Annotated in this window: 9 protein-coding genes; 3 read left to right on the top strand and 6 right to left on the bottom strand. The window is 67.0% G+C overall.

The window, feature by feature from the left end; genetic code table 11:
• Position 1: 1 nt before the first annotated feature.
• The gene (locus tag ACE3N9_RS04680; protein WP_374281344.1) at positions 2-2,059 is read right to left on the bottom strand and encodes a PQQ-dependent dehydrogenase, methanol/ethanol family; all 2,058 of its coding nucleotides are present in this window, start codon (positions 2,057-2,059) and stop codon (positions 2-4) included.
• A 150-nt stretch (positions 2,060-2,209) separates the two neighbouring features.
• Here ACE3N9_RS04680 and ACE3N9_RS04675 point away from each other — a divergent pair, with 150 nt between their 5' ends.
• Positions 2,210-2,845: a nuclear transport factor 2 family protein gene (locus ACE3N9_RS04675; RefSeq protein ID WP_374281342.1), complete on the top strand. Its 636-nt coding sequence runs from the start codon at positions 2,210-2,212 to the stop codon at positions 2,843-2,845.
• A 36-nt stretch (positions 2,846-2,881) separates the two neighbouring features.
• On the opposite strand, the gene ACE3N9_RS04670 is transcribed toward ACE3N9_RS04675, so the two are convergent.
• From ACE3N9_RS04670 to ACE3N9_RS04650, 5 genes are read right to left on the bottom strand one after another with little or no spacing between them, the layout of a single operon-like run.
• Positions 2,882-4,954, bottom strand: a complete 2,073-nt coding sequence (locus ACE3N9_RS04670) for a PQQ-dependent dehydrogenase, methanol/ethanol family (protein WP_374281340.1) — start codon at positions 4,952-4,954, stop codon at positions 2,882-2,884.
• Between the two features lie 28 nt (positions 4,955-4,982).
• Positions 4,983-6,518, bottom strand: coding sequence for an AMP-binding protein (locus ACE3N9_RS04665; protein WP_374281338.1), 1,536 nt, complete (start codon positions 6,516-6,518; stop codon positions 4,983-4,985).
• Positions 6,518-7,744 carry an acyl-CoA dehydrogenase family protein gene (locus tag ACE3N9_RS04660; protein ID WP_374281336.1) on the bottom strand — a complete coding sequence of 409 codons (1,227 nt, stop codon included), beginning with the start codon at positions 7,742-7,744 and terminating at the stop codon, positions 6,518-6,520. The genes ACE3N9_RS04665 and ACE3N9_RS04660 overlap by 1 nt, the downstream gene beginning before the upstream one ends.
• A 15-nt stretch (positions 7,745-7,759) precedes the next feature.
• Positions 7,760-8,503, bottom strand: a complete 744-nt coding sequence (locus ACE3N9_RS04655; protein ID WP_374281334.1) for an SDR family NAD(P)-dependent oxidoreductase — start codon at positions 8,501-8,503, stop codon at positions 7,760-7,762.
• Positions 8,500-9,528, bottom strand: coding sequence for a phosphotransferase family protein (locus tag ACE3N9_RS04650; RefSeq protein ID WP_374281332.1), 1,029 nt, complete (start codon positions 9,526-9,528; stop codon positions 8,500-8,502). The genes ACE3N9_RS04655 and ACE3N9_RS04650 overlap by 4 nt, the downstream gene beginning before the upstream one ends.
• Positions 9,529-9,688: 160 nt before the next feature.
• On the opposite strand from ACE3N9_RS04650, the gene cofH reads away from it, so the two are divergent.
• A complete protein-coding gene (gene cofH, locus ACE3N9_RS04645) occupies positions 9,689-12,070 on the top strand; it encodes a 5-amino-6-(D-ribitylamino)uracil--L-tyrosine 4-hydroxyphenyl transferase CofH (protein ID WP_374281330.1) in 2,382 nt (793 codons plus the stop codon).
• A complete protein-coding gene (gene npdG, locus ACE3N9_RS04640; protein ID WP_374281328.1) occupies positions 12,060-12,734 on the top strand; it encodes an NADPH-dependent F420 reductase in 675 nt (224 codons plus the stop codon). The genes cofH and npdG overlap by 11 nt, the downstream gene beginning before the upstream one ends.
• The last annotated feature ends 2 nt before the right edge of the window (positions 12,735-12,736 follow it).

Here is a 12,736-nt window from a genome sequence, read left to right as displayed (position 1 = left end):
CCTACTTCTTCGGCATGGTTTCGCGCGCACGCTGGCGGATGTAGTGGCGCAGGCCATCCATTTCGGCATCGGACAGGTTGTCGAACTTGCCCATGCCGCGCTCCATCAGCGCGCCGCCGCGGACCACCGCGTTGAACGCATCGGCATCCAGCGGGATCTGCGACTTGCGCAGGTCCGGCGCCGCGCCGCCGGCCATCACGCCGCCGCCGTGGCAGACCACGCAGGTGGTGCCATAGATGCCCGCACCCAGCGCGACCTTCTGCGGATCAACCGCAAAGGCCGGATCGTCCAGCACCGGCTCGTCCACGCGGGTGAACTTGGGCAGGCGGGCCTTGCCGCCCAGCACGAAGGTCAGCACGCGGCGCTTCTGCTGGCGGTAGTCCCAGTTGGGCTGGTTGGCGAAGCTGGCCCGGAAGCTGGCGATCACGGTGACGTACTGCTTGCCGTTCACGGTGTAGCTGATCGGCGCGGAAAGGATCCCGTTCTGCGCGTCAAAGCTCCACAGCTTGGTCCCGTCCTTGGCGTTGTAGGCCGCGAAATCGCCGGTGTTCACGCCCTGGAACAGCAGGTTGCCGCCGGTTGCCAGCACCCCGCCGTTGAACGTACCGGGCTGCGGGATTTCCCAGACCTTCTTCTGGGTGCGCGGATCATAGGCCAGCAGCGTGCTCTTGGAGGGCGGCACGGAGATCCCCGCAGGCGGCACGCCCAGCCCGCTGTTGATGAACATCCCGTCGCGGACCTTCCAGTCGGCCATGCCGGCCGGATCGATGTGGACACGTCCGCCTTCCATCACCGGGATATAGGTCAGGCCGGTCTGTTCGCTGTGCGCCATGGCCTGAATGCCGTGCGCCCCGTTCGGGAACGGATAGAGCACGAACGGCTTGCCATCGGGGAACCGGGATTCCGGGTTCACCACCGGACGCCCGGTCTTCATGTCGATCCGGTCGGCCCAGTTGACCTTGCCGAACTTGTCGGCCGAGATCAGCTTTCCGGTTTCGCGGTCGATCACATAGTAGAAGCCGTTCTTCGGCGCATGCAGCAGCACGTCCCGCTTCTGGCCGTCGATGGGCAGCTGTGTCAGCTCGATATCCATCGCATTGTTGAAGTCCCACGTGTTTTCCGGGTCCGTCTGGTAATGCCAGACGTACTTGCCGGTCTTCACGTCAAGCGCGACGACCGACGACAGGTAGAGGTTGTCGCCGCCGCCGGGCGAACGGATCTTCTGGTTCCAGGGAAAGCCGTTGCCGGTGCCCAGGTAGATCCGGTCATACTTCGCGTCATAGGTCATGGCCTGGTAGACCGCCCCGCCGCCGCCGAACTTCCACCATTCGCCGGTCCAGGTCTTGGCCGCCTGCAGCGTGGTTTCATCCTTGTCGACCGCCGGATTGCCCGGGACCACATACCAGCGCCAGGCGCGCTTGCCGGTCTTGAGGTCATAGGCCGAGACGTAGCCGCGCACCTTGGAATAGTCCGCGCCGCCGAAGCCGATCACCACCTTGTCCCCGGCCACGAACGGCGGGCCGGTGATATAGGCGCCGTGCGAGCCGGGCTCGTCGAGCGTCTTGACGCTCCAGCGCAGCTTGCCGGTCTTGGCGTCAACCGCGATCAGGCGGCCTTCGCGCGTGGCGGTGAACACCATGCCATCGCGGTAGGCGATGCCGCGAATGCCCCAGCCGGCGCGCATCCGCCAGCCGGCCTCGGGCGCCTCGGCGACCTTGGGATCGTATTGCCACAAGAGCTTGCCGGTGCGCGCGTCGAGAGCGTGGATCACCGAATGGCCGACCGCGAAATAGATCACCCCGTTGACCGCCAGCGGGGCGGTGTAGGCATCGAAGGTATCGATGTCATAGGCCCAGGCCAGACCGAGCTGGCTGACGTTGGAATCGTTGATCTGTGCCAGCCCGCTGTAGTGGCCGCCGTTGTCGGAGCCACCGAAGCTGTACCAGTCGCGTCCTTCGACCACGCCCGCGCCCGGCGCGCCGATACCCGGCTGCGCCGAACCCAGCGCCAGCGCGACAATGCCTGCGGCCAGCGCCGCCACTTTCCGATTCTTGCCCATTCAGCCTGTTCCCAATGGTTGGGCGGCGGATTCGCTCCGACGCCTGATAGTTGCACTTTGTTGCAGTTTTCGCGTGAAGTCAACGAAGCCCGGTGCTATGTCCGTAAGCCTCGCACAAGGACCCGAAAGGGCCACTCGGAAAGGATTGCCATGACTGGAGTGAACCGCCGCGACGCCCTGACCGTCGCCGCGCTGACGGGCGGGCTGGCCCTGGCCGCCGCGCCTGCCGCCGCCGCGCCGAAAGCGCGCAAGCCCACCGCCGCGCAGCAGATCGACATGCTGGTCTCGCGCGCCGAGATCGAAGAAGTGCTGTACGCCTATGCCCGCGGCAACGATCATGGCGACGACGCGATGATCCGCGACTGCTTCTGGCCCGAATCCCAGCACAAGCATGGCCGCTTCGAAGGCTCGTCGAGCGATTTCGTCGGCTTCGCGATGAAGGTCGGCAACACGCTGAAGTACAGCAAGCACCACATCAGCAACGTGTCGATCCGCATCAGCGGCGACCGCGCCTTCAGCGAATGCTATTACAACGCCCACCACCGCCGCCCCGACAAGGCCGGCACGGGCGAGGAAGACCAGTGGTTCGAAGGTCGCTACATCGACCTGTGGGAGCGGCGCGGCGGCACCTGGAAGATCATCTCCCGGCGCGGCACCAGCGATTTCAATTCGCCGGTCACCCCAGCCGAAGCGCCCTATTCCGCGCTTCCCCCGGGCAGCCACGCCGAGCGCAGCAAGGACGATGCCTACTACACCATGCTGGCCCGGTTCGAGGCCGGCAAATAGGCTGAAGTCAGCCAAGGGCGCGCTGGACGACAAGGGCTATTGCCCCTTGTCGTCCACTGGCACCACGGGCTTGGCCGCGGCGGCCACTTCGCGCGCGCGGCTGCGCAGGTAGTGCGCGATTCCCGCCAGCGTGCGATCATCCACTTCGGCAAAGGCCGGCATCCCCCGGCTGACCAGCGGCCCTTCCTTGAGCAACTGGGTAAACGTGGCGACATCCAGCGGCACGGGCGAACGCAGCAGGTCCGGCGCGCTGCCGCCCGATGCGGCACCGGCCCCGTGGCAGGCGGCGCAGCGATCGGCGTAGGCTTCGGCCCCGAGCTTGACCAGCGCCGGATCGACCCGGAACTTCGGATCGTCGGGAATGGTCAGGTCAGGCTTGACCGGCGCGGGCAGCTTGTCGGTCCCGCCCAAGGCAAAGGCCAGCACCCGCCACTGCTGGGTGCGATAGCTCCATTCCCCGCGCGGGAAGCCCTGCGCGGTGGGAAAGCGCGATCCAGCCACCACCGCGATATATTGCTTGCCCCCGGCGCGGTAGGTGATCGGCTGGGCCATGACCGCGGTCTGCGCATCGAACTGCCACAGCAGCTTGCCGCTGTTCGCGTCGAGCACGGTGAACTCGCCCGAACCCCGCCCTTGCAGCAGCAGGCCGCCGCCGGTCGTGGCCGTGCCGCCGCCGCCGCGCGGGCCGATCATCGGGATGCGCCAGGCCTCGCTTTGGGTCTTCGGGTTCCAGGCCAGCAGGAACGAAGTGGGCGCGCGCGGCTTCAGATCGGGCGGAGGCGTGCCCTGCCCGTTCGAGATCCGCTGGCCGTCCTTGAACTGCCAATCCGCCAGCTTGCCGGGCGGATCGACATAGACCCGGCCCTGGTCCATCGCCGGGATGTAGACCAGGCCCGAGGCCGGGTTGTAGCTCATCGCCTCGATGTTGTGCGCCCCGAACGGCGAGGGATAGACAATCGCCGCCTTGCCGCCGGGATAGCGCGCCTCGGGGTTTTCGACCGGGCGGCCGGTCTTGAGGTCGATCGAGCTGGCCCAGGTGGTCGGCACGAACGGCTTGGCCGACAGCAGCTTGCCGTCCTTGCGGTCGATTACATAGAAGAAGCCGTTCTTCGGCGCGTTCATCAGCACGTCGTGCTTCTGCCCGTTCACCTCGAAGCCATCGACCAACTCGATGTCCATGTTGGCATTGAAGTCCCAGCTTTCGCCGGGGTTGACCTGGTAGTGCCACAGGTATTTGCCGGTATCGGCATCCAGCGCGACGATCGAGCAGACGAACAGGTTGTCGCCCCCGCCGGGCGAGCGGATCTTGTGGTTCCACGGACTGCCGTTGCCAGTGCCGATATACAGGCGGTTGTATTTCGGGTCATAGGCCATGGCGTTCCAAACCGTGGCCCCGCCGCCGAATTTCCACCATTCGCCGGTCCAGGTCTTGGCGGCCATCTTCATGGCCTCGTCCTCGAACCCCTTCGCCGGATCGCCGGGCGTGGTGTAGAACCGCCAGGCCTGCTTGCCGCTGGCCTGGTCATAAGCGGTGACATAGCCGCGCACCGGGGCATAGTCCGCCCCGCCGTGGCCGATCACCACCTTGTCGCCGTAAACCCACGGCGCGCCGGTGATATAGCGTTGGTCGCCCGCCGTGGTGGTCTGCGCCGACCAGACTTCCTTGCCGCTTTTCGCGTCGATCGCGATCAGCCGCCCGTCGAGCGTGCCGGTGAACACCTTGCCGTTCGAATAGGCGATGCCGCGGCTGCCCCAGGCACCGCGCAGCGTTACCCCGGCGCGTTCGCGGGTCTGGCTGTCATAGTCCCACAGCTGCTTGCCGGTGGCAGCATCGAGCGCGAAGACATGGCTGTCCCCGGCTGCGTAGTAGAGCACCCCGTCCACCGCGACCGGCGCGGTCAGGCTTTGTCCGCCAACGTCGATGTCGTGGTGCCAGGCCAGGCCAAGCTGGCCCGCGTTGCCGGTGTTGATTTCGGCCAGCGGGCTGAAGTGGGTGGTGTCCGGGCCGTCATAGTCGGGCCAGTCATCACCCTGCGCCCCGCCCTGCCCGCAGGCGGCCAGGGCCAGCGCCAGGGCACCGATCGCGAAATTCCGCAGCATTCCAGTCATCGATGTGCTCTCCCCGGCGCTGTGCGCCTTACCCCCCGATCGTGCGGTCGCTTGGCCAATAGCGCGCGCGCAGGGACTTCTTGTTGATCTTGCCCATCGGATTGCGGCCGATGTCGTCGACGAAATCGTAGCTGCGCGGGCACTTGAACCCGGCCAGGCTGGCGCGGCAGAACGCGTTCAGCTCCTCGGCGCTCGGCGGGTTGGCCGGATCGCGCGGAATGACCAGCGCTTTCACTTCTTCGCCCATTTCGGCATTCGGCGCGGCCAGCACGGCCACGTCGGCAACGCCGGGATGGCGCAGCAGCACCTGCTCGCTTTCGGCCGGGTAGATGTTCACCCCGCCCGAAACGATCATGTCGGACACGCGGTCGGTGATGAACAGGTAGCCGGCTTCATCGACATAGCCGACCTCGCCCAGGGTGAACACGCCCGGCGCGATGTGCGCGGCGGCGGTCTTTTCCGGGTCGCCGGCATAGATGATCCCGCGCCCGGTGCTGTCGCGGAAATAGACCTGGCCTTCCTGGTTGGGGCCAAGCTCCTCGCCATCGGGGCCGATGATCACGGTGGTAAAGGGCGGCAGCGCCCTGCCGACCGAACCGGGCCGTTCAAGCCATTCGGGCGAAGTGATGAAGGTGGCCGATCCCGCCTCGGTCCCGCCATAGGCTTCGACCAGCACCGGACCGAACCATTCGATCATCGCCTTCTTCACTTCGCGCGGGCAGGCCGCGCCGGTGTGGGCAAGCCGCTGCATCGAGGACACGTCGTACTTGGCCCGGACCTCGTCCGGCAGCGACAGGAAGCGCTGGAAGTGGGTCGGGACCATGACCGATCCCTTGACCTGGTACTTCTCGATCGCCGCGAGCGCGGCTTCGGGATCGAAATGGCCCATCACGACCAGCGCGGTGCCGGCAAACACGTTGCGCGCCATGCCCAGCGGGCCGGTGTGGTAGAGCGGGCCGACCGCCAACCCCGGCGAGGGGGTCGCCTTGGGGCGGACGATGTCCGCGAATTCACGGACCGTCGCGGCTTCGGGGAAGTATTGCGGCGGGGTCTCGGTCGCCTTGGGCTTGCCGGTGGTGCCCGAGGTGTAGTGCAGGTGCGGCAGCGGCTTCACATTGGCGTCCGGCTCGGCATCCGAAGCGGCAGCCAGCCAGTCGTCCCACGCGGTGACGCCCTCGGTCTGCGGGCAGCGCCAGCCGACCACGGTCTTCACGCCCACTTCGCGCGCGGCTTCCAGCCCGGCGGCGAGCGTTTCCGGCCCGACGAACAGCACCGAAGCGCCCGAATCCTGAAGGATGTAGACCAGTTCGCCCGCCGTCAGGTGATAGCTGACCGGCACGGTCGAAACGCCGGCTTCCAGCCCCGCCAGATAGGCGATCACCGTTTCGGCGGCATTGGGCGCGAAGACGGCGGCGCGGCGGACGCCGTCAACCGCCGCGCCAAGGGCATTGGCGGCACGGTTGAGCACCGGATCGAGCTGATTCCAGCTCAGCTCGATCCGCTCGTCCGCCAGCGCCAGGCTGTCACGCTTGTCAGCCGGAACTGAAAGCAGCGTCTGGCTCATCAGATCGCCTCCGGGATGCGGGCGGCCGAAACCAGCTTGGCCAGCTGGCTCATGTGCACTTCATCCGGGCCGTCGGCCATGCGCAGGTAGCGCGCGGTGCCGAAGATCGTGGCGAGCGGGAAGTCGCGGCTGAAGCCGATCGCGCCGTGGACCTGCATGGCGCGGTCGGCGACGGTCTGGGCCATCTGCGGGGCAACGATCTTGATCGCGGCGATCAGGTCCTTGGCCACCTTGTTGCCATAGCGGTCCATCGCGTCGGCGGCCTTGAGCGTGAGCAGGCGGGCCTGCTCGATCTCGCAGAAGCTCTTGGCGATGTCCTGGCGCACGCTGCCATGATCGAACAGCTTGCGGCCAAAGGCAACGCGGTGATCGGCGCGCTTGCACATCAGGTCGAGCGCGCGCTGCGCCATGCCGACAATGCGCATGCAGTGGTGGATGCGGCCCGGCCCGAGGCGGCCCTGCGCAATCTCGAACCCGCGGCCTTCGCCCAGCAGCAGGTTTTCCTTGGGCACGCGGACATTGGTGAACTGGATTTCGCAGTGGCCGCCCGGCGAATGCAGCGCTTCCAGCACGTGCAGCGGACGGATGATCTCGATCCCCGGCGTGTTCGCGGGAATGATCACCTGGCTGTGCTGCTGGTGCTTCGGCTTGTCCGGATTGGGGGTACGGCCCAGCAGGATGTAGACCTTGCAGCGCGGATCCATCGCGCTCGAAATCCACCACTTGCGCCCGTTGATGACATAGTCGTCGCCATCCGCCACGATCGAGGTTTCGATATTGGTCGCGTCCGACGAAGCGACACCGGGTTCGGTCATCACGTAGGCCGAACGGATCTCGCCATTGAGCAGCGGCTTCAGCCACTTTTCCTGCTGGTCGGGCGTACCGTACTTGGCCAGGATTTCCATGTTGCCGGTGTCCGGCGCGGCGCAGTTGAAGTATTCGGACGCGCCCAGCACCCGGCCCATCAGTTCGGCCAGCGGGGCATATTCAAGGTTGGTCAGCCCCGGCGACCATTCGCCGTATTCGTGCGGCAGGAACAGGTTCCACAGGCCCAGTTCGCGGGCCTTTTCCTTGAGCTTCTCGGTGCCCGGCCAGGGCTGCCACAGGGTGGCGGGATCGTGCAGGAAATGGTCACGCTCTTCCTCGATCGGGAAGACGTATTCCTTCATGAAGCCGTCGACGCGTTCGCGCAGGTCCTGAACCTTGGCGCTGTACTGGAAATCCATGGAAATCTTCTCCTGTCAGAGGGTCACGCCGCCATCGACCACAAGGGTCTGGCCGACGATGAATGCGGAAAGCGGCGAGGCGAGGAACAGCGCGGCGCCAGCCATGTCTTCGACCGTACCGAACCGGCCGAGCGGGATCTTGGCGAGCGAGCGGGCACGCCGTTCGGCATTGTCCATAGTCACCTTGGTCATCTTGGTATCGACCAGGCTGGGGGCGATGCCATTGACGCGGATCCCCTCCCCAGCCCAGGCTTGGCCCAGCGTGCGAACCAGCTGCACCACGCCAGCCTTGGACGCGGCATAGGCCGGGTTGCCCATGGTCGACCGGAACGCCCCGATCGAACTGATCACGATGATCGAGCCTTGCACGGCAGCCAGATCGGCGTGGAACCGTTCGGAAATCTGCATCACGCTGGCAAGGTTGACCGCGACCACCTTGGCAAAGCCTTCGGGTTCGAATTCCTGGCGCTTGTACAGCACCATGCCCTGCGAATGGACCAGCACGTCCAGCCCTTCGGCGAACGGCGCCGGGGCCGCCGCGATCGATTCCGGATTGCCGCAATCGACCTGGGTGTAACCGATGCCGGTCAGGTCCGAACCTTCTTCGGCCGAGTAATCAGCCGCCGATGCCCGCGTGCCCCAGACATGCACCTGCGCGCCGCGCACGCGGAACGCATGGGCAATGCCATTGCCGATCCCGCTCGATCCGCCGACGACAAGCACGCGCTTGCCCGTGAAATCCAATTCGTTTCCGTTCACAAAACCCCCTCTGCAATCCATTTGCGCGCGCGCTCCAGCAGCCAGACGGCCCGGGCGTGCAGCTTGTCTCCGGTTTCCCTGGGTGCCTTGCCGGCACAGGCCCGCGCGTGGGTGCCTTCCAGCAGGATGCCCAGCTTGTAGCAGGCGAACACCCCGTACCAGCCGACCGCGTCCAGCGAGCGGGCGGAGCGCGCCGCATAGTGCGCAACCAGTTCCGCCGCGCTGGGAAAGCCGATCCACGGCGTGACCGACGTGATCGAACTGTCCGAACCGTCGGGCCAGGTTGCCAGCAGCCAGCCCAGGTCAACCAGCGGATCGCCCAGCGTTGCCAGTTCCCAATCGACGATCGCGGCCAGTTCGGGCGCATCGCTGCGGAACATCACATTGGCGAGGTGATAGTCGCCGTGCAGGATGCCCGGCACGAACGACGCGGGGCGGTTGGCATCAAGCCATTGCCCTACCGCGCGCACATCGCCCAGTTCGCCAGGCCCCGGCCAGCCGGCCAGTTCAGCATAGGAATCGAGCTGCGCCTGCCAGCGGCCAACCTGCCGCTCAAGAAAGCCTTCGACCTTGCCGAACCCGTCCAGCCCCAGCGCGAACGGATCAAGCGCGTGCAGCGCGGCCAGTCCTTCGACCATCGACAGGCCCATACGGTGCTGCGCCTGGGCCGTGCAATGCGAATCGGGCAGGCCCGAAGTGGCGTTGAACCCCTCGATCGGCTCCATCAGGTAAAAGGCCGCGCCCAGCACGTCCTCTGCCCCGCAGGCCGCGATCAGCGCGGGGTGCGGCACGGCGCTGCCGGCCAGCGCGCCCAGCAGCCGCGCTTCGCGCCGCATCGTTTCGTTGCTGCCCGCGCGCAGGTGCGGCGGCGGGCGGCGCAGGACATAGTCGCGCCCCGCGCGGGTAAAGCGCAACAGCACGTTCTGCGTGCCGCCAGCCAGCTCGCGCACCTGTTCGATCGGCCCCGAACCCAGCCCCTGGCCGTCCATCCAGCCGGCCAGTACTACCAGGTCAACGCCTGCCACTTGCACACTCTCACCCATGAATCAGGAGCATCCCGCATTTTTAAATCATTTGGATAATGCACTTGACGATACTGCATTGCAATGCAATTTTTATAGGAACAATAAGTGCCATCGCCCGGCTCTTGCCGGGCCCTTGGAGAGGCTGGCAAAAGACCCGCGAATGATTGCGAATCCGCCCCCCTTGCCCGCCCCCGAGGCGCATGCGCTGGTCGATGCACCGCTGCCCGGACTGCTGACGCGTGCCGCAGCCGTGCGCGACAGCGCGTTCGGCATAAATCAGACCTGGTCGCCCAAGGTCTTCCTGCCGCTGACCCAGCTGTGCCGCGACCTGTGCCACTACTGCACCTTCTCGCGCCCGCGCCCCGGTCAGCGCGCCTACATGACGCCTGACGAGGTGCTGGAAGTGGCCCGCGCCGGCGCCGCCGCCGGCTGCACCGAAGCGCTGTTCACCCTGGGCGACAAGCCGGAACTGCGCTTTGCCCAGGCTCGGCGCGAGCTGGCCGAACTGGGCCATGCCACGACGCTCGACTATCTCGAGGCTATGTGCCGGCTGGTAATCAAGGAAACCGGCCTGATCCCCCACGTCAACGCCGGGGTAATGGACGCGGCCGACATCGCCCGGCTGCGCCGGGTTTCAGCCTCGCAGGGGCTGATGCTGGAAACGGTGGCTGACCGGCTGGGGGAAAAAGGCGGAGCGCATTACCGCTCGCCCGACAAGGTGCCAGCCGTGCGGCTGGCCACGATCCGCGCGGCTGGTGAACTTAAAGTGCCTTTCACCACCGGCATCCTGATCGGCATCGGCGAAACCCGCGCCGAACGGATCGATGCGCTGCTGGCAATCCGCGAGCTGCACGCCGAATACGGCCACATTGCCGAAGTGATCGTCCAGAACTTCCGCGCCAAGTCGCGCACGCCGATGGCCGATGCGGACGAACCGGACATGGACGACCTACTGTGGACCATCGCCGCGGCGCGCCTGATCCTGCCGCCGGATGTCACCGTGCAGGCCCCGCCGAACCTGGCCGACGCGATGTTCCCGCGCCTGATGGACGCCGGGATCAACGACTGGGGCGGGATCAGTCCGGTCACCCCCGATCACGTCAATCCCGAACGCCCCTGGCCCGCCGTGGACAAGCTGCGCGCCGCGACCGAGGCCGCCGGCCGCCGGCTGGTGGCGCGCCTGCCGGTCTATCCCGGCTGGACCGGCCCGGACTGGCAGGACGCCGCGATCCTGCCGCTGATTGCCGCCAGCAGCGACGCCGAACACTATGCCCGCGCCGATGCCTGGTCCCCCGGCCTGCCGCTGCCGCCCCAGCCGGAACCGTCACGCGGCGCCTGTTCGCCCCACATCGCCCGCCTGATCGAACGCGCGCAGGCCGGCGAAGCGCTGGACGAGGATGACATCGTCGCCCTGTTCGTGGCGCGCGGACCGGACGTCGAACACGTCTGCGCCGGGGCAGACGCGCTGCGCCGCGCCACCCGCGGCGACGAGGTGACTTTCGTCGTCAACCGCAACATCAACTATACCAACATCTGCGCCCACGCCTGCGGGTTCTGCGCCTTTTCCAAGGGGCGCGGGGCCGACAACCTGCGCGGCAAGCCCTATGACCTCGACCTGTCCGAAGTCGCCCGCCGCGCCCACGAGGCCGTGGCGCGGGGCGGGACCGAAGTGTGCATGCAGGGCGGGATCCATCCGGCCTACACCGGCGAAACTTACCTCAAACTGCTCGGCGCGGTGAAGGCGGCGGAGCCGGGCCTCCACATCCATGCCTTCAGCCCGCTGGAAGTGCGGCACGGCGCCGAAACGCTCGGCCTTAGCCTCGCAGATTACCTGACCCGGCTCAAGGCGGCGGGGCTGGGCTCGCTGCCCGGCACGGCGGCGGAAATCCTCGATGACGAAGTGCGGGACGTTATCTGCCCGGACAAGCTCAACACCGCCGAATGGCTCGAAACGGTCGAGGCCGCGCACAGCGTTGGCCTCAAGACCACGGCAACGATCATGTTCGGTCATGTCGATAGCCCGCGCCACTGGGCGCGGCACCTGATCCGGGTGCGCGAGCTGCAAGCGCGCAGCGGCGGGATCACCGAATTCGTGCCTCTGCCCTTCGTGCCGATGGAAGCGCCGATGGCGCTGCGCGGGATCGCGCGGCGCGGGCCGACCTTCCGCGAAGTGCGGCTGATGCACGCCGTGGCACGGCTGGCGCTGCATCCGCAGATCACCTCGATCCAGACCAGCTGGGTCAAGCTCGGGCCGGACGGCGTCGCCGCTTGTCTTAACGGCGGGGCCAACGACATTGGCGGTACGCTGATGGACGAAAGCATCAGCCGCGCCGCCGGAGCCAGCCACGGGCAGGAAATGCCGCCCTACGAAATGGAAGAACTGATCCGGGGCCTGGGCCGCCAGCCGCACCAGCGCTCCACGCTTTACGGCGAAGTCGATGACCTGACCCGCGCGCGCGGGCGGCAGGCGGCGCCGCTCACCCCGGTGGTGCTGACTCCGCCGAAGAAATTCAAGCAGAAGGAAATAACCGATGTCGAATGAACGCCTGACCATCGCCGTGCTGGGCGGAACCGGCAAAGAAGGCGGCGGCCTGGCGCTGCGCTGGGCGCACAAGGGCCACCGCGTGGTGATCGGCAGCCGCACCGCCGACCGGGCCGAGGAAGCCGCCGCCGCGATGCGCGAAACGCTGGGCGCGGACGCACAGGTCAGCGGCATGGCCAACCCCGATGCCGCCACCGCGGCCGACCTGGTGGTCCTGTCGGTGCCCTATGCGGCGCAGCAGGCCACCGTGCAGGACGTCGCCGCGCAGCTTCAGGGCAAGATCCTGATCGACGTGACCGTGCCGCTGGTCCCGCCCAAGGTCAGCCGCGTCCAGCTGCCCGAAGGCGGCAGCGCGGTGGAAGCCGTGCAGAAGCTGCTGGGCGAAGGCGTCAAGGTGGTTTCCGCCTTCCAGAACATCTCGGCCCACCACCTCGCCAACCTGGACGAGGAAATGGACTGCGACGTGCTGGTCTGCTCTGACGATCCGGCCGCCGCCGATACGGTGGTCGCGCTCAGCCAGGAAATCGGCCTGACCGCATGGAACGCCGGGCCGTTGGCCAATTCGGCCGTGGCCGAAGCGCTGACCAGTGTCCTGATCGCGCTGAACCGCCGCTACAAGGTGCCGGGGGCTGGCATCCGCATCACGGGTGTGCCACGTCCCTGAAC

This window comes from Novosphingobium sp., assembly GCF_041905565.1.
Taxonomy (GTDB): Bacteria; Pseudomonadota; Alphaproteobacteria; order Sphingomonadales; family Sphingomonadaceae; genus Novosphingobium.
The sequence above is the reverse complement of the archived record's forward strand: the minus strand, read 5'-3'. Positions and strand labels throughout refer to the sequence as shown.

Coding starts and splice junctions, on each gene's coding strand:
- ACE3N9_RS04680 (WP_374281344.1), bottom strand. CDS start 2,059: ATGGGCAAGAATCGGAAAGTGGCGGCGCTGGCCGCAGGCATTGTCGCG.
- ACE3N9_RS04675 (WP_374281342.1), top strand. CDS start 2,210: ATGACTGGAGTGAACCGCCGCGACGCCCTGACCGTCGCCGCGCTGACG.
- ACE3N9_RS04670 (WP_374281340.1), bottom strand. CDS start 4,954: ATGACTGGAATGCTGCGGAATTTCGCGATCGGTGCCCTGGCGCTGGCC.
- ACE3N9_RS04665 (WP_374281338.1), bottom strand. CDS start 6,518: ATGAGCCAGACGCTGCTTTCAGTTCCGGCTGACAAGCGTGACAGCCTG.
- ACE3N9_RS04660 (WP_374281336.1), bottom strand. CDS start 7,744: ATGGATTTCCAGTACAGCGCCAAGGTTCAGGACCTGCGCGAACGCGTC.
- cofH (WP_374281330.1), top strand. CDS start 9,689: ATGATTGCGAATCCGCCCCCCTTGCCCGCCCCCGAGGCGCATGCGCTG.
- npdG (WP_374281328.1), top strand. CDS start 12,060: ATGTCGAATGAACGCCTGACCATCGCCGTGCTGGGCGGAACCGGCAAA.